Raw genomic sequence first — 14,956 nt, forward strand, 5'->3', positions numbered from 1 at the left:
GGTCAAGGAAAACGCCGTCAGCGCCGGCTTACCGACAAAGGAAAAGGGCCGCGCCCCATCGGACACGGCCCCCTATCCTGGAACAAAGGCAGATCTTACTTGATCTTGCCTTCCTTGTATTCGACATGCTCCCGCTTGACGGGGTCGTACTTCTTGATGACCATCTTTTCGGTCATCGTACGGGCGTTCTTCTTGGTCACGTAGAAGTGGCCGGTGCCCGCGGTCGAGTTCAGGCGGATCTTGATGGTGGCGGGCTTTGCCATGGTCGTTTCCTCTGCATCGGGGAATCCGTATCCCCCGGTGAAATCCTTGAAGCCCGCCTTTTATCCGTCTTCGTGGCAGAGTCAACCGCAATCGGGCGGGTTATTCCCACATGGCGGCGCGCAGCTCCCAGGGGGTCACCTTGCCGTCGCCATCAGCATCGGCGGCATCGTACTGCGCCTTCTCGGCGGCCAGGAATTCGGCCATCGTGACCTTGCCGTCCCCGTCGCCGTCCTTGCCGGCAAAGCGCGCGGCATGGCGCTCTTGCATGCCTGGCATCATGCCCCAGGGGCTCATCATGCCCATGCGGCCCGCGCCGAACTCGCCTGCTTCCAGGGTACCATCGGCATTGCCGTCCATCAGGGCGAACATCGCTTCGGCGTGGGCGGCAGCCTCCTCGGCCGAGATGTCGCCGCTCTGGTCGGCGTCAAGGCTGCCCATCATCATTCCGCGTCCCTGACCCATGCCGCCAGCCATGCCGCCACCTGGCCCCATCCCCCAGCCGGGTCCCCCGCCATATCCGGGGCCCGCACCATATCCGGGACCCATGCCCCAGCCCTGACCCGGACCCCAGCCCTGGCCCATATCCCAGCCCGGTCCCTGACCCCAACCCCAGCCCGTGCCCCAGCCCGACTGCCCCTGGGCCAGCAGCGGAGTGGCCGCACCAAGTCCCACGACAGCAACGACACCGATCAACTTGAACATCGCAAGCCTCCTGTTGCGGGGCGGAAACGCCCCATGCAGACAGAAAGCGCCCGAAACGGGCGGCATGCCTTGACCCACGTCAACGGCACGGGATCGTGAAGCGATTGCGCGGAGAGCCTGTAAGCCGGATTCTGTCCCCCCCGGGCCGTGACCCGAGGCTGGATGACCATTCCTCTGCCGACCGTGTTACCACGGCGGTCAAGCTGCCAACCCGGGCCTCTCGGGCGTTGGCATCCCTGGCGAGCGGTATCCCGGACCGAAATCCGAGACCTGACCTGCCGCGAGGCCCCTATTTGGCATTGCTCCGGGTGGGGCTTGCCGTGCCGGTCCTGTTGCCAGTCCCGCGGTGGGCTTTTACCCCACCGTTTCACCGTTACCACGCTTTGCCGAAGGTGAACCTTGCGGGTCGTGGCAGTCTCTTCTCTGTGGCGCTTTCCCTGGGGTTACCCCCGCCGGGCGTTACCCGGCACCCTTGCCAACGGGAGTCCGGACTTTCCTCGAACCCCGGATCAAGTCCGGGGCCCGCGGTCATCCAGCCCTCCGCGCGGGGTCAGTTAGGCATCGCTGGACCGTCCGTCAACAGCAAAGCGCCGCAACCCAGCTGCCAGCGCCCGGTCGGTGTCGTCAAAGGGCGCGCAGGCCCAGGGCCGAAACCTCTGTCGGAAGGCTGAAAGCAGCGTCTCCGGCGCGGCGTCCGGGTAGCCGAACAAACGAAGGTCGGCCAGAAAGTCGCCAGGCTCTGCAGGCTCAGGCCAGATCGCCAGTCCCTGCACAGCCAGCCGCCGCCAGTCAAAGCGCGGGCCGGGGTCGCCCTTGCGGTCGGGCGCCATGTCGCTGTGGCCGATCACGGCTTCGGGCGACAGTGCGTGGCGATCCAGAAGGCCCGCCAGCAGCCGCTCCAACGCGGCCATCTGCGGCTCGGCAAAGGGTTCGCGCCCGGTATTGGCAAGTTCGATCCCGATGGACCGGGAATTGACATCCCCCGCGCCAGCCCATTCCCCCGCCCCCGCGTGCCACGCGCGGGCGGCTTCCTCCACCAGGGAAAGGACCGTGCCGTCAGCGTCGATCAGGTAATGCGCCGAAACCTCGGCCTCAGGGTCGCACAGCCGCTCCAGCGCCGCGGCGCAAGAGGGCATGGCGGTGTAGTGCAGGACGACCAGCTCGATCCGGCCCCTGCCCCGCCTCTCGCCAAAGTTCGGCGAGGGATGCGTCAGACTCACTGCAGGGCGGTGCGGAACGGGCGCGGGTCCCAGGCGCAGGCGAAGCCGTCGCCATCCGGGTCGACGCCCATCCGGTCACGCTCAGGGCCGCCCTTGGCCAGGAAGTCCTGCTGTGCCTGGTCGGGCGACGCGTATTTCGCGCAGGCCGAGTTCACATCGCGGATGCCGATGCCAGAGCGCTTGAACATCTGGACGCCCGGGGCATGCTTGGTGGCCAGCGCGAATTCCACGATGTTCGGCCCGGTATCGCCCGGCCGCGATGGCAGGTCCTTCGGCTGGACCACCACATATTCCGCCCGGTTCCGTGCGATCCGCTCGGCGTCGCTTTCGATGGTCTCGCGCGCCGCGACGGCGTTGAAGTCCTGCTCGTCCGAAATGCCCGTGTTGTTCGGCGCGACCTCGCCCGATTCTTCCTTGATCCCGGCAGGGGCTCCCCCCCTGGGTCGATCCGCGCTGCCCGCCATGATCGGTGTGACCGGGGTCGGCAGCGGGGTCGGCGTGACCGAGGCTGTGGCCATCGGCGCCACACCCTGCGCCCGGTCGATCGCCGCCGCTGCCGCAGCGGGGTCGAACGCCCCACCCGGCGGCGGCACCGTCACCGGCGTGCCCGCAGGGCCCGGAGCGGCGCCCCGAACATAGCTGCCATAGTCCTGGAAACCCACACCGGGGCCGGTCTCGGTGGTCGTCGGCGTGCAGGCGGCCACCAGAAGGGCAGCAAGAGCTGCGCCAGCGGCGGGAAGAAAGGTACGGCTCATTCACTGCCTCGATGGGTATGTTTTGCGGCCCATTACCACCATTTCGCCGGTTTGACCACAAACCCGGCGCGGCTTTCCAACACATGTGCGTAATTCAGCAACTCTGCCTCGTCCCAGGGCCGCCCGATCAGCTGCAGCCCCAAGGGCAGGCCCTGCGCGTCCAGCCCCACCGGCACCGCGATCCCCGGCAGGCCCGCCAGGTTCACCGTCACAGTGAAGACGTCGTTCAGATACATCTGGACCGGATCCGCATCCGCCATCTCGCCCAGCCCGAAAGCCGCGGACGGAGTTGCAGGGGTCAGGATCGCATCCACCCCGCCCGCGAACACCGTCTCGAAGTCGCGCTTGATCAGCGCCCGCACCTTCCGCGCGCGGTTGTAGTAGGCGTCGTAGAACCCTGCCGACAGCACATAGGTCCCGACCATGATCCGGCGTTGGACTTCCACCCCGAAGCCCTCGGCCCGGGTCTTTTCGTACATCTCGGTGATGCCATCGCCCTGCGCCAGCTTGGCCCGATGCCCATAGCGCACCCCGTCGTACCGCGCGAGGTTCGACGACGCCTCGGCAGGCGCGATCACATAATAGGCCGGCAGCGCGTATTTGGTATGCGGCAGGGAAATATCCCGCACCTCGGCCCCCGCGTCGCGCAGCATCTCGATGCCTTTCGCCCACAAGGCCTCGATCTCCTCCGGCATCCCGTCCATCCGGTATTCCTTGGGGATGCCGATGACGCGGCCCCGGATGTCCCCGGTCAGCGCGGCCTCGAAATCCGGCACCGGAATATCGGCTGACGTCGAATCCTTCGGGTCATGCCCGCACATCGCCTGCAACATGATCGCCGCATCGCGGACCGATTTGGTCATCGGCCCCGCCTGATCCAAGGACGAGGCGAACGCCACGATGCCCCACCGCGAAACCCGGCCATAGGTCGGCTTGATCCCGACGATCCCGGTGAACGCGGCCGGCTGCCGGATCGACCCGCCGGTGTCCGTCCCCGTCGCCGCCAGACACAGATCCGCCGCCACCGCCGCCGCCGAGCCACCCGAGGACCCGCCCGGCGTCAGCTTCCGGTCATCGACCTTCCACGGGTTCACCGCATTGCCATAGGCCGAGGTCTCGTTCGACGAGCCCATCGCGAATTCGTCCATGTTCAGCTTGCCCAGCATGACCGCGCCCGCCTCGAACAGCTTTGCGGTGACGGTGGACTCATACTCCGGCTTGAAGCCTTTCAGGATGTTCGACGCGGCCTGCGACGGCACCCCCTTGGTGCAGAACAGGTCCTTGATCCCCAGCGGGATCCCGCACATCGCCGGGGCCTCTCCCGAAGCCAGCCGAGCATCCGCCGCGCGCGCCTGCTCCAACGCAATCTCGGGCGTCTTGTGGACGAATGCGTTCAGCGTATCGCCCGCGTCGATTGCGGTCAGACAGGACATCGTCAGATCGACCGCCGAGATCTCGCCCTTCTGCAACGCATCCCGCGCCGCCGCGATGGTCCAGCTGTTCGCGCTCATTCCACCACCTTCGGCACCGCAAAGAACCCCTCACGCGCGTCCGGCGCGTTCTTCAGCACCTGGGCCTGGATGTTGCCATCCGTCACCACATCGGCGCGACGCTTCAGCCGCATCGGCGTGACGCTGGTCATCGGCTCGACCCCGGTCACATCGACCTCGTTCAGCTCTTCCATGAAGCCAAGGATGCCGGAAAGCTGACCCGCCAGCTTCGGCAGATCGGCTTCCTCGACCCGGATGCGGGCCAGCTTTGCCACCTTGCGGGCGGTATCGATGTCAATCGCCATCGGGCTCTCCTAGAGGTTTGGCCTCGTTTAGCGGCCCGCGCCCCGCCCCGCAAGCATGTGGCGCCGCCAGACCTCGATCATCCAGCCCAGCATCAGCGCGTTCAGGATGTGCCACAGGAAATGCGTCCCCAGCGGCAGGGTATCGCAGACCGGCCCGTCCAGCGTGCGGAAGGCCAGGCTGACCACCAGGATCACCGCGCCCAGCGCCATCCCCCGGGCCGTCGCGGGTGCCCGCTGCCACAGCACCGCTGCATAGATCAGGATCACCAGCGGCACCGGCGCATAGGCGGCCGAGGCCCCCAGGACCGGCATCATGGCCGCGAAGACCGGAACCATCAGCGCGGCATAAGGAAGGAAGGCCAGTACCGCCACCCAGGGACGCCAGCCGCCCAAGCCCAGGAAATCCCGCGTGGCCGCAAAGATGTAGATCAGGATGAAGCCCAGGATCGGTGCCACATCCAGCGCCGCCGTAAGCCCGTTGGCATGGGTGTGGAAGAGCCACGACCCCACCCCGATCGCCGCCAGCACCCCGCTCAGCGCCCGGCCCAGCGGCAGCCCTGCCGTCCGCCGCCACATCACCCAGGCCGCCAGCAGGAAGGCCAGGTTCGTCACCGCGTTGACCGGCTCGGCCCAGTAGGCAGCACTCGTCCGCTCGCAATAGGCGTCGATGGGGTTGAACATGGTTGTCATCCTGCCGTCAGTCCTAGATGGTATGCGCCTCCCGGACATATAGTGAAGGAACACGCATGCAGATCACGTGGCTTGGCCATTCCGGCTTTCGCATCGAAATCGAAGACGCCATTCTCCTCGTCGACCCCTGGCTGACCGGAAACCCCCTCTTCCCCGCCGGGCGCGAGGATGAGGCGGTGTCCGGCGCGACCCATATCCTTCTGACCCACGCCCACGGCGACCACGCCTCCGACGCGGGGCGGCTGGCCAAGAAGCTGGGGATCAAGGTCCACTGCATCCACGAATTGTCCGAATGGCTGAACGGCCAGGGCGTCGAAACCGTCGGCTTCGGCAAGGGTGGCACACTGAACCTGAATGGCGCCAAGGTGACGATGGTCCACGCCGTCCATTCCGCCTCGATCGACTTCGCAGACCAGGGCCTTCTGCCCGCAGGTGACGCCGCTGGCTTCATGATCGCCGGCGAAGGCCACACGATCTACCTGTCCGGCGACACCGACATCATGGCCGACATGGCCTGGATGGCCGAGTATCACCAGCCCGACATCGGCATCCTGGCCTGTGGCGGACACTACACGATGGACATGGAGCGCGCTGCCTGGGCCGCGCGAAAGTGGTTCAACTTCCGCTGGGTGATCCCCTGCCACTACAAGACCTTCCCGATCCTTGCCCAGGATGCGACCGCCCTGCGTGCGGGCCTGCCGCCGGGGATCGAGGTTATCGAGCATGACGTCCTTGATCCGATCCGAATCTAGGCCGGCTGTCCACACTGGACGGGGTCCGAGGTGTTCACAAAATCAATGGCTTGACGGTGGACATTTACCCATTGTCAAGCAGGATCACCCGAAGAACCGGCGACCAGCGTCCGCAAGGCTCCCCCCGTTTCATCTTTGTCCAAGTATCCCCGCCGGAGGCATCCGACTTGGGTCCGGGGCGCGACGGATCGCTTCCATGCCGGGGCAGATAGCCCCGCCGAAGGCGCCTCATTTCCAGTCCACGCCGTTGAGCAGAACGCCGCAGGGAAGGCTCCGGCTGCCCACTCTCTTTGTCGGGCGATGGCGTCAGGGCAGCGCAGGCGGTGCGCATCTCGCACGGCCTGGCCCCGGCGGACGCTCCCTTCCCCCTATTCATGGCGTGGGATGGGACGGGGTCTCGACCGGAAGGCCCCCCCGGTCAAGTCTTGCCAAATCCTTAACACCCGCAAGCAAGCCGTTGTAATCCCTGGACCATCCACGATTGTCCACCGTGGACACTATCCGCGCCTGCCCGCAAAGAACGCCTTCAGCAGCGTTTCCGCCGCCCCCGCCCCGATCCCGTCATAGACCTCGGGCACGTGGTGGCACTGCGCGTGGCTGAAGACCCGCGCGCCCACGGCGACCCCGCCCGATTTCGGATCCGCCGCCCCGTAGTATAGCCGCCCCACCCGCGCCGCCGAAATCGCCGCGGCACACATCGGGCAGGGCTCCAGCGTCACGTAAAGATCGCAGCCGACCAGCCGTTCCGAACCGAGGGCCGCACAAGCCGCGCGGATCGCAAGCATCTCGGCATGGGCGGTGGGGTCCGACAACTCACGCGTCCGGTTTCCCGCCTGGGCCAGCACCCGCTCGCCCAGCACGACCACCGCGCCCACCGGCACTTCGCCGCGTGCAGCAGCCGCCTGTGCCTCTTCCAAGGCCAGCCCCATGAACGACCGGAACCCTTCGCGTTGCTCTTTCATGCCCGCATCACTATCCTGCCGCCCCCGGCCACCAAGGCCCGAAGGATGATGGCCATGCCCGGAAAAGAAAAGCCCCCCGCCCCGAAGACTGCGGCCAAAGACGCCTCGGCGGCCGACACCCCGGAAGGCGAGCGCATCGCCAAGGTCCTGTCCCGCGCCGGCATCGCCTCACGCCGCGAGGCGGAAAGGCTGATCGAACTGGGCGAGGTCAAGGTCAACGGCAAGACCATCACCTCCCCCGCGCTGAACGTGACGCCGAAGGACAAGATCACCGTCCGGGGCGAGCCGGTCGGCCAGCCCGAACCGCCGCGTCTGTGGCTATACTACAAGCCCGAGGGCCTTGTGACCTCCGCCTCGGACGAAAAAGGCCGCGACACCGTCTTCGACCACCTGCCCGAGGACATGCCCCGTGTGATGTCGATCGGGCGGCTTGACCTGAACTCCGAGGGTCTCCTCCTTCTCACCAACGATGGCGAGCTGAAGCGCAAGCTTGAACTGCCATCGACCGGCTGGCTGCGCAAGTACCGGGTGCGGGTCAAGGGCAACCCGACCGAGCCCGAGATCGAACCCTTGCGGAAGGGGATCACCGTCGACGGCGACCGCTTCCAGCCGATGGAGGTCAAGATCGACCGTCACCAGGGGGCCAACGCCTGGCTGACCGTAGGCCTGCGCGAGGGCAAGAACCGCGAGATCCGGCGGGCGATGAACCACATCGGCCTGACCGTTAACCGGCTGATCCGCATTTCCTACGGCCCCTTTCGCCTGAACGAGCTGCAACCCGGCGAGGTCGAAGAGCTGAAACCCCGCGTGCTGCGGGAGCAACTGGGTCTGGCAGACCCGGAAGAAGCCCCGAAGCCTGTCCGCAAGCTGGCCCCCAGACCCGGCAAGACGGGCACTCGCGCCCCGGGGCCGGGCGAGGACCGGGCAAAGCCTGCGACCCGGACGCTGAAGCCGGGCGAAGGGCTGAAGCAGCTGTCGGACACCTGGCAGAAGGCAACGCGCGCACCGGCCAGCAAGGGCGACCGGCCTGCCACAGGGCGCTCCTCCCGACCGCCGGGCCCCATGCCCAGGTCCGGGCCGCGGTCAGGCGGCCCGAAGAAGGGCTAGATTTGGCCTTTCGCCTCTAGTCCCCGCGTCCAGCCGGGCGGATCGGCACGAGGGGGCCTGGGGCGGACACCGGTGAGACTTGGCCGCCAACGCCACCATGTTTCAGGTCCAGCCGGGGCCCGCCCTCCTGCTGGTGGTTTCGGTGCGGGTGGGTCGCGCCCGGACCAGTGCTGCGGCGGTCCTTCCCGGTGCGGGAACCGTGCGGCCAGATGGCCGTTGCAAAGGGTGAACCATCCGCACGGGTGGGATGAAGATTGCCGCCTATTGACCCGTGCCGTGACTGGCATGGGCCGGGGGCTTCGGCTAAGGTCGGGCAAAGCGGCAGCAAGGGGAGCGTGAGGCATGTCGGGCGGCGGAATTCGGACGCTCTCGTTGGTGCTTCTGGTCTTTCTGGTGGCCTATGTCGCCTGGTCGGGAGGCGCGTGATGGCCGAGCGTTTCGGTGGCAAGTATTCTCCGGGTGGCGGGTCTGCGGGCCCGGTGGCAACGCCGCCTGCCGCGCCGAAGGTGGCGGGAAAATGGCGCACGACGGTGCTGTTCCTGACCGCCTTCCTGTTCCTGTTTCCCGCCTTCGGTGATGGCCCGCGCGAGATGCTGCTGGGCCTGCTCGCAGGGGGGCTGATCGTCCTGGCCGCCTGGCTGACGCGGGAGGGGATGGTGGCCGAAGCCGCCTTCAACGCCCGCAAGCTGGCGCGGCGCCCGGCCTTCCCACGCAAGGCGGCAGGGGCCGTGGCGACCGGCGCGGCACTTGCCGTAGGCGGCGTGATCGCGGACCAGGGCCTTGTTTATCCGGTGCTTTACGCTTTGGTCGGCGGGGGCCTGCATCTGGGAGCCTTCGGACTGGACCCGATGGCCGACAAGGGCATGGAGGGGATTGATGCCTTCCAGACCGGCCGCGTCGCAAAGGCGGTCGAGGAGGGCGAGGCGCATCTGGGCGCAATGCAGGATGCGATCCTGCGAGCCAAGGACCGCAGTCTGGAACGGCGGGTCGCGCAGTTCGCAGGCGTGGCCCGGGGCCTGTTCCGCACGATCGAGGGCGATCCGGGCGACCTGACCGCGGCGCGAAAGTATCTGTCGGTCTATTTGATGGGCGCCCGTGATGCGACTGTCAAATTTGCCGATCACTATGCCCAGACCCGCGACGCCGGGGCGCGGGCAGATTACGAGACGCTGCTGACCGATCTTGAGACCACCTTCGCGCAGAAGACGACGGCTTTTCTTTCGAACAACCGCACCGATCTGGACGTGGAAATCGCCGTGCTCCGCGACCGTCTGAAGCTTGACCATTGAACCCAGGGGGATACCCATGTCCACGACCGTCCAAGCCGATGCCCAGGCCTTCCTGACCGAGGTCGAGAAGGTGACTGCCGTGATCCTGCCCGAACCGATGGCAGAGGTCGTCCCGCTGGAGGCCGCTCCGGCGGACAAGGCCGAGGCAATCAAGAAACGCATGTCCGAGGTGGACCTGTCGAACACCCAGTCGATCATCGCCTTCGGGTCCTCCGCGCAGGCCGAGTTGCAGGTGATCAGCCAGGCGATGTTGCAGGACGTCAAGAACAAGGACGTGGGGCCGGCGGGGGATTCCCTGCGCAAGATCGTCACCACGATCCGCGGCTTTGCGGTCGATGAGCTGGACCTGCGGCGCGATGCTAGCTGGTGGGAAAAGCTTTTGGGTCGGGCGGCGCCGTTTGCCGAATTCGTCGCGCAGTACGAGGATGTGCAGGGTCAGATCGACAAGATCACGTCCGAACTGCTGACGCACGAGCACACTTTGCTCAAGGATATCAAAAGCCTGGATGTCCTGTATGAAAAGACCCTGAGCTTCTACAACGAGCTGGCCCTCTACATTGCGGCGGGTGAGGCGAAGCTGGCCGAGGTGGAGGCGACCGTGATCCCGGCCAAGGAGGCCGAGGTTGCGGCGGCCCCCGAAGCGGATCAAGTGATGAAGGCTCAGGAGTTGCGCGACCTGCGGGCGGCGCGGGACGATCTGGAGCGTCGGGTGCATGACCTGCGGCTGACGCGGCAGGTGACGATGCAGTCGCTGCCGTCGATCCGGCTTGTGCAGGAGAATGACAAGTCGCTGGTCACCAAGATAAACTCGACCTTGGTCAATACCGTGCCGCTGTGGGAGACGCAGTTGGCCCAGGCGGTGACGATCCAGCGGTCGAAGGAAGCCGCCGAAGCGGTGCGCGATGCCAATGACCTGACCAACGAGCTGTTGAAGGCCAATGCCGAGAACCTGCAGGAAGCCAACAAGGTGGTGCGCGAAGAGATGGAGCGTGGCGTCTTCGACATCGAAACGATCAAGGCGGCCAACGCCACGCTGATCGCCACGATCAACGAAAGCCTGGCCATCGCCGACGAGGGCAAGGCGCGTCGCGCAACAGCCGAGGCCGAACTGGTGAAGATGGAGGCCGAACTGCGTGACACGCTGGCCTCGGCCAAGGCGCGGCAGACCGCTCCGTCGGCAACGGCCTGAAAGGACGACATGGGGCGGGTGCGGATAAAGTTCCTTCTGACCGGGGCCGCCTGTCTGGCTTTGACCGGCTGCATTGGCACGCCCGCGCCCGTGCCGCCGCCCGTGGTGGTGCCGGTGGCACCGCCCGAACCCACCGCGAAAAGCGTGGCGGCTGCAGCCTACTACGCCCAGGTCCAGCAGGCGCTCTTGCGCGAGGGGATGCTGCGCACCGACCCGGGCGCGGAGATCCCGGTCAGCGCAGATCGGCTGACCGAGAATTTCCTACGCATCGCGCTGTATCAGGAGTTTACCCGTGGACGTGGCGGGATCTCGCGGACCGAGACCGCATCGCCCCTGACTCGCTGGCGCGACCCGGTGCGCGTTGCGATCCGCTTCGGAGCCTCGGTGCCTGCGGACAGGCAGGCCACCGACCGGGCGCGGATCGCCAGTTACCTGGCCCGGCTGTCCCAGATCACCGGCCACCCGATCGGCCTGACGGATGCGGCACCGAACTTCTGGGTCTATATCGTCTCCGAGGACGAGCGCGTCGCGCTGGGGCCGGATCTGCAAAGCCTGCGGATCGGCATCGCCCCCGACGTGATCCAGGCGGTGACGCAGATGGGCCAGACGACCTATTGCAGTGTCTTTGCAATATCGGGATCGGAAAGCCACCTGCACCGTAACGCCGTTGCGGTCATCCGGGCCGAAAACCCCGACCTTCTGCGCCTGTCCTGCTTCCACGAGGAAATCGCGCAAGGCCTTGGCCTGCCGAACGATTCGCCCCGCGCGCGCCCGTCGATCTTCAACGATGACGAGGAATTTGCCCTGCTGACCGACCAGGACGAGTTGATGCTGCGCATCCTTTACAGCCCCGAGCTACGCCCCGGCATGACCGCCGAGGAAGCCCGGCCGATTGTTCAATCCCTTGCACGCCGGTTGGTCGGCGGCGAAAGTTAGTCCCCAAACGGAGGGTGGCCAAATGGTCTTCGATTTCCTCAAAGGCGAATTCATCGACGTTATCTCGTGGCTCGACGATACGCGCGACACGATGGTCTGGCGGTTTGACCGCCGGGGTCAGGCAATCAAGATGGGCGCCAAGCTGACGGTGCGCGAAGGCCAGGCGGCGGTCTTCATCCATGAGGGGCAGCTGGCGGATGTGTTCCAGCCTGGTCTCTACATGCTTGAGACCAACAACATGCCGATCCTGACCACGTTGCAGCACTGGGATCACGGGTTCCAGTCGCCCTTCAAGTCCGAGGTCTACTTCGTCAACACCACCCGGTTCAACGACCAGAAGTGGGGCACCAAGAACCCGATCATGGCCCGAGACCCCGAGTTCGGCCCCGTGCGCCTGCGCGCCTTCGGGACCTATTCGATGCGGGTGACCGATCCCGGCAAGTTCATGACCGAGATCGTTGGCACCGATGGCGAGTTCACGGCGGACGAGATCAGCTTCCAGATCCGCAACATAATCGTGCAATCCGTCAGTCAGGTTCTGGCAAAGTCGGGAATCCCGGTCCTGGACATGGCCGCGAACCTGGCGGACCTGGGCAAAATCATTGCCAACGCCATTGCGCCGCAGGTGGGGGAGTACGGGATTTCGATCCCGGAATTCTACATCGAGAACATCAGCCTGCCGGAAGACGTCGAGAAGGCCCTGGACAAGCGCACCTCGATGGGCGTGGTGGGCGACCTGAACCGCTACATGCAGTACAACGCCGCCGAGAGCATGTCACAGCCCGGCAGTGCGATGGGATCGGCAATGGGGGCCGGGATGGGCATGGGGATGGGTGCGTCAATGGCGCAGAACATGGGGCCTTGGGGTGGGCAGCCTGGTGTGGCGGCTTCGCCACCGCCGCCGCCCCCCCCGCCGCCGGCGGCGAAGGTGTGGCATCTGGCGGTGGATGGGTCCACCTCGGGACCGTTCGGTGAGGGCGATCTGGCGACGGCCGCTGCCGAGGGCCGGTTGACCCGCGCGACGATGGTCTGGACCGCCGGACAGGACGGCTGGAAGATGGCCGCCGAGACGGATCTGGCGCGGCTTCTGGACCAGGTGCCTCCACCCCCGCCGAAACCCTGACCCATGCCGCAGGACGAATATCGCTGGCCCTGCGAACAATGCGGGGCGCAACTGCGCTTCGCGCCGGGCCAGACGCGGCTGGTCTGCGACCACTGCGGACATGTGCAGGACATCCCCGCAAAGGCTCCCCGGACCAAGGCGCGGGCGCTGCAGGAGCTTGATCTTGCAAAGGGATTGCAGGACGACCTTGCCGACCGCGACATGGTCGAGGTGCGGACGACATCCTGCCCGAACTGCGGCGCGCAGGTGGAAATCACCGGCGCGACCCACGCGACCGAATGTCCGTTCTGTGCAACGCCCGTGGTGCTGGACACCGGGACAACGCGCCACATCAAGCCGCAGGCGCTGATCCCCTTCGTCCTGACGGAGGGAGAGGCGCGCAAGGCGATGACCGCCTGGATGGGCAGCCTGTGGTTCGCGCCGAACACGCTGCTGGAGTACGCCCGCAAGGGGCGCGCGATGAATGGTGTCTATGTCCCGTTCTGGACGTTCGACGCCGATACCGCCAGCCGCTACACGGGCCAGCGCGGCGAGTATTACTATGAGACGCGGACAGTTCAGGTCCGGGTCAACGGCCGGATGCAGACCCGGCAGGAACAGGTCCGCCACACGCGCTGGTATCCGGCTTCGGGCCGCGTGGCGCGGGATTTCGATGACGTTCTGATCATGGCCTCGCGCAGCCTGCCCGCGCGACTTGGCAACGAGTTGACGCCCTGGGACATGGGCGCGCTGGTGCCCTATGGGCCTGAATACCTGGCCGGCTTTCAGGCCGAGGGCTATACGGTTGGCCTGGCGGACGGCCATGACGAGGCACGCCAGCGCATGTCCGCTGTGATCCTTCAGGACGTGCGCCGCGACATTGGCGGCGACGAGCAGCGGGTCAATGACGTGGACACCGCCTGGTCGGACGAGACCTTCAAGCACATCCTCTTGCCGGTCTGGATGGCGGCCTACAAGTACAACGGCAAAAGCTACCGTTTTCTGGTGAACGGCCAGACCGGCGAGGTGCAGGGCGAGCGCCCGTGGTCGGTGTGGAAGATTGCCTTTGCGGTGCTGCTGGTGGCCGTCATCGCGCTGGGGGCGGTCTATCTGTCCGACCCGCAGGCCCTGGGCCTTGACCAGCCCGAGTGGATGGACTGATCAACCTCCGGCTCAGCCCTTATCGCGCTGGAAGAACAGCATCCATCCGGCATAGCCCCCGGTGGCAAGGAACAGTATCCCCCAGAACGGCGAGCCGACGTAGAGAAGCTCGAACAAGCCCCAGCCGATGGGCATGAGAACCGTCAGCCACCGCACCCAGGCATGGCGGAAGAAGCGATCATTCGGATCGAGAAACTTCATGGTTCTTCATCCCCGTTCGTGGCATCCTGATCGCGAAAGAGGGAGGACCGACATGCCGCAGATTGTCAAGGATTTCCAAGGACAAACCGTCATCACCACCTTCGAGACGACGCCAGCAATGGCCTTCGACCTTGTCGAGGCACTGGAGGCCGCCTACCGCGACTGCATCAGCCACCAGCACGGCTTCATCGCGGCAGGTCTGCACATGAACGACGCACGGACGCGGATCTGCAACTACAGCCAATGGCAGCGGCGCGAGGACTACCAGGCGATGCTGCGGACCCCCGAGATGCGGGAGCGGAACCGCAAGATCAACGAGCTTTGCCGGGGCTTCGAGCCGGTGATGTACGAGGTGACGGGGGTCTTTTGACGCCTCAGGCCGAAGGCAGAACATCGCAGGCTCGGAACGCCTCGACAACCGGGCGCGCGCCGGTCAGATCGAAGGGAACTTCGGTCGTACCGGCCAGCGCCGTGGCAAAGGCGTTGTAGGCCAGCCCGTCCAGGACATTGCCAAATCCCGTGTCCGTGACGGTCAATGTCATCTTGTCGGCGGAAAGCTCGTGCCTCCCGGTGCCGATTGTCAGTGCTGCAGGTCCCTCGAAGCGGAGGCCGAAGCTATCGGTCTTTTCCCAGGGACTCGTCCGGGTCAGAGCGATGGCATAGGGCTGCGGTTGCGCAGGGTCGAAGGTGATGCGTAGGGCGAGATCGGGCGTCTCGTGCGTGATCGTGCAGACCGGAGTCGCGGTGAACTCCCAGGCAGAGGCAGGGGCGGCAAGAAGAACAAGGGCGATCAGCATGCGCATGGTCGGGGAAATGGACCGCAACGGTGCC

Annotated in this window: 18 protein-coding genes and 1 other RNA gene; 8 read left to right on the forward strand and 11 right to left on the reverse strand. The window is 66.1% G+C overall.

From position 1 onward, the window contains the following. Nucleotides 1-95: 95 nt before the first annotated feature. The 8 genes from rpmG to Q8M85_RS07430 form a co-directional block, all read right to left on the reverse strand. Nucleotides 96-263 (reverse strand): 50S ribosomal protein L33, encoded by a 168-nt coding sequence (gene rpmG, locus Q8M85_RS07395; protein ID WP_135448918.1) that lies wholly within the window; start codon nt 261-263, stop codon nt 96-98. Nucleotides 264-363: 100 nt separating this feature from the next. Then, nucleotides 364-966: a hypothetical protein gene (locus tag Q8M85_RS07400; protein WP_305542309.1), complete on the reverse strand. Its 603-nt coding sequence runs from the start codon at nt 964-966 to the stop codon at nt 364-366. A 104-nt stretch (nt 967-1,070) separates the two neighbouring features. Further along, nucleotides 1,071-1,510, reverse strand: an RNA gene (rnpB, locus tag Q8M85_RS07405) — RNase P RNA component class A. Nucleotides 1,511-1,520: 10 nt separating this feature from the next. Beyond that, nucleotides 1,521-2,186, reverse strand: coding sequence for an N-acetylmuramoyl-L-alanine amidase (locus Q8M85_RS07410; RefSeq protein ID WP_305542311.1), 666 nt, complete (start codon nt 2,184-2,186; stop codon nt 1,521-1,523). Continuing rightward, nucleotides 2,183-2,941: a hypothetical protein gene (locus Q8M85_RS07415; RefSeq protein WP_305542313.1), complete on the reverse strand. Its 759-nt coding sequence runs from the start codon at nt 2,939-2,941 to the stop codon at nt 2,183-2,185. The genes Q8M85_RS07410 and Q8M85_RS07415 overlap by 4 nt, the downstream gene beginning before the upstream one ends. Before the next feature lie 32 nt (nt 2,942-2,973). After that, nucleotides 2,974-4,452, reverse strand: a complete 1,479-nt coding sequence (gene gatA / locus Q8M85_RS07420) for an Asp-tRNA(Asn)/Glu-tRNA(Gln) amidotransferase subunit GatA (protein WP_305542316.1) — start codon at nt 4,450-4,452, stop codon at nt 2,974-2,976. Then, the gene (gatC, locus tag Q8M85_RS07425; RefSeq protein WP_294974160.1) at nt 4,449-4,736 is read right to left on the reverse strand and encodes an Asp-tRNA(Asn)/Glu-tRNA(Gln) amidotransferase subunit GatC; all 288 of its coding nucleotides are present in this window, start codon (nt 4,734-4,736) and stop codon (nt 4,449-4,451) included. Before gatC ends, gatA begins: the two co-directional genes overlap by 4 nt. A gap of 27 nt (nt 4,737-4,763) precedes the next feature. After that, nucleotides 4,764-5,426: a ceramidase domain-containing protein gene (locus Q8M85_RS07430; protein WP_371135212.1), complete on the reverse strand. Its 663-nt coding sequence runs from the start codon at nt 5,424-5,426 to the stop codon at nt 4,764-4,766. Between the two features lie 56 nt (nt 5,427-5,482). Here Q8M85_RS07430 and Q8M85_RS07435 point away from each other — a divergent pair, with 56 nt between their 5' ends. Further along, entirely contained in the window at nt 5,483-6,178 is a 696-nt protein-coding gene (locus Q8M85_RS07435; protein ID WP_305542327.1) for a metal-dependent hydrolase, read from the forward strand. 497 nt (nt 6,179-6,675) lie between these two features. Here the strand turns inward: Q8M85_RS07435 and Q8M85_RS07440 are convergent, their stop codons facing one another. Next, complete coding sequence (locus Q8M85_RS07440) at nt 6,676-7,140, reverse strand: nucleoside deaminase (protein ID WP_305542330.1); 465 nt, start codon at nt 7,138-7,140, stop codon at nt 6,676-6,678. Nucleotides 7,141-7,194: 54 nt separating this feature from the next. On the opposite strand from Q8M85_RS07440, the gene Q8M85_RS07445 reads away from it, so the two are divergent. The 6 genes from Q8M85_RS07445 (at nt 7,195) to Q8M85_RS07470 (ending at nt 13,924) form a co-directional block, all read left to right on the forward strand. Then, on the forward strand, nt 7,195-8,247 hold the full coding sequence (locus Q8M85_RS07445) for a pseudouridine synthase (protein ID WP_305542333.1): 1,053 nt from the start codon (nt 7,195-7,197) through the stop codon (nt 8,245-8,247). Nucleotides 8,248-8,672: 425 nt separating this feature from the next. After that, nucleotides 8,673-9,536 (forward strand): 5-bromo-4-chloroindolyl phosphate hydrolysis family protein, encoded by an 864-nt coding sequence (locus Q8M85_RS07450; protein ID WP_305542336.1) that lies wholly within the window; start codon nt 8,673-8,675, stop codon nt 9,534-9,536. Between the two features lie 16 nt (nt 9,537-9,552). Beyond that, nucleotides 9,553-10,725, forward strand: coding sequence for a toxic anion resistance protein (locus Q8M85_RS07455; protein ID WP_305542339.1), 1,173 nt, complete (start codon nt 9,553-9,555; stop codon nt 10,723-10,725). 9 nt (nt 10,726-10,734) lie between these two features. Next, nucleotides 10,735-11,661 (forward strand): DUF2927 domain-containing protein, encoded by a 927-nt coding sequence (locus tag Q8M85_RS07460; protein ID WP_305542342.1) that lies wholly within the window; start codon nt 10,735-10,737, stop codon nt 11,659-11,661. A gap of 22 nt (nt 11,662-11,683) precedes the next feature. Next, nucleotides 11,684-12,784, forward strand: coding sequence for an SPFH domain-containing protein (locus Q8M85_RS07465; protein ID WP_305542345.1), 1,101 nt, complete (start codon nt 11,684-11,686; stop codon nt 12,782-12,784). Between the two features lie 3 nt (nt 12,785-12,787). Next, nucleotides 12,788-13,924 (forward strand): primosomal protein N' (replication factor Y) - superfamily II helicase, encoded by a 1,137-nt coding sequence (locus Q8M85_RS07470; protein WP_305542348.1) that lies wholly within the window; start codon nt 12,788-12,790, stop codon nt 13,922-13,924. A gap of 12 nt (nt 13,925-13,936) precedes the next feature. Here the strand turns inward: Q8M85_RS07470 and Q8M85_RS07475 are convergent, their stop codons facing one another. Further along, on the reverse strand, nt 13,937-14,125 hold the full coding sequence (locus Q8M85_RS07475; protein WP_305542350.1) for a hypothetical protein: 189 nt from the start codon (nt 14,123-14,125) through the stop codon (nt 13,937-13,939). 52 nt (nt 14,126-14,177) lie between these two features. Here Q8M85_RS07475 and Q8M85_RS07480 point away from each other — a divergent pair, with 52 nt between their 5' ends. Beyond that, nucleotides 14,178-14,495 carry an antibiotic biosynthesis monooxygenase gene (locus Q8M85_RS07480; protein WP_305542353.1) on the forward strand — a complete coding sequence of 106 codons (318 nt, stop codon included), beginning with the start codon at nt 14,178-14,180 and terminating at the stop codon, nt 14,493-14,495. Nucleotides 14,496-14,499: 4 nt separating this feature from the next. On the opposite strand, the gene Q8M85_RS07485 is transcribed toward Q8M85_RS07480, so the two are convergent. Beyond that, nucleotides 14,500-14,922, reverse strand: a complete 423-nt coding sequence (locus Q8M85_RS07485; RefSeq protein ID WP_305542355.1) for a hypothetical protein — start codon at nt 14,920-14,922, stop codon at nt 14,500-14,502. Between the last annotated feature and the right edge of the window lie 34 nt (nt 14,923-14,956).

Source organism: Tabrizicola sp. (assembly GCF_030694085.1).
GTDB lineage: Bacteria > Pseudomonadota > Alphaproteobacteria > Rhodobacterales > Rhodobacteraceae > Tabrizicola.

Excerpts from the sequence above, each read along its gene's own strand:
- rpmG (WP_135448918.1), bottom strand. The coding sequence starts at position 263 with ATGGCAAAGCCCGCCACCATCAAGATCCGCCTGAACTCGACCGCGGGC.
- Q8M85_RS07400 (WP_305542309.1), bottom strand. The coding sequence starts at position 966 with ATGTTCAAGTTGATCGGTGTCGTTGCTGTCGTGGGACTTGGTGCGGCC.
- Q8M85_RS07415 (WP_305542313.1), bottom strand. The coding sequence starts at position 2,941 with ATGAGCCGTACCTTTCTTCCCGCCGCTGGCGCAGCTCTTGCTGCCCTT.
- gatA (WP_305542316.1), bottom strand. The coding sequence starts at position 4,452 with ATGAGCGCGAACAGCTGGACCATCGCGGCGGCGCGGGATGCGTTGCAG.
- gatC (WP_294974160.1), bottom strand. The coding sequence starts at position 4,736 with ATGGCGATTGACATCGATACCGCCCGCAAGGTGGCAAAGCTGGCCCGC.
- Q8M85_RS07430 (WP_371135212.1), bottom strand. The coding sequence starts at position 5,426 with ATGACAACCATGTTCAACCCCATCGACGCCTATTGCGAGCGGACGAGT.
- Q8M85_RS07435 (WP_305542327.1), top strand. The coding sequence starts at position 5,483 with ATGCAGATCACGTGGCTTGGCCATTCCGGCTTTCGCATCGAAATCGAA.
- Q8M85_RS07440 (WP_305542330.1), bottom strand. The coding sequence starts at position 7,140 with ATGAAAGAGCAACGCGAAGGGTTCCGGTCGTTCATGGGGCTGGCCTTG.
- Q8M85_RS07445 (WP_305542333.1), top strand. The coding sequence starts at position 7,195 with ATGCCCGGAAAAGAAAAGCCCCCCGCCCCGAAGACTGCGGCCAAAGAC.
- Q8M85_RS07450 (WP_305542336.1), top strand. The coding sequence starts at position 8,673 with ATGGCCGAGCGTTTCGGTGGCAAGTATTCTCCGGGTGGCGGGTCTGCG.
- Q8M85_RS07455 (WP_305542339.1), top strand. The coding sequence starts at position 9,553 with ATGTCCACGACCGTCCAAGCCGATGCCCAGGCCTTCCTGACCGAGGTC.
- Q8M85_RS07460 (WP_305542342.1), top strand. The coding sequence starts at position 10,735 with ATGGGGCGGGTGCGGATAAAGTTCCTTCTGACCGGGGCCGCCTGTCTG.
- Q8M85_RS07465 (WP_305542345.1), top strand. The coding sequence starts at position 11,684 with ATGGTCTTCGATTTCCTCAAAGGCGAATTCATCGACGTTATCTCGTGG.
- Q8M85_RS07470 (WP_305542348.1), top strand. The coding sequence starts at position 12,788 with ATGCCGCAGGACGAATATCGCTGGCCCTGCGAACAATGCGGGGCGCAA.
- Q8M85_RS07475 (WP_305542350.1), bottom strand. The coding sequence starts at position 14,125 with ATGAAGTTTCTCGATCCGAATGATCGCTTCTTCCGCCATGCCTGGGTG.
- Q8M85_RS07480 (WP_305542353.1), top strand. The coding sequence starts at position 14,178 with ATGCCGCAGATTGTCAAGGATTTCCAAGGACAAACCGTCATCACCACC.
- Q8M85_RS07485 (WP_305542355.1), bottom strand. The coding sequence starts at position 14,922 with ATGCTGATCGCCCTTGTTCTTCTTGCCGCCCCTGCCTCTGCCTGGGAG.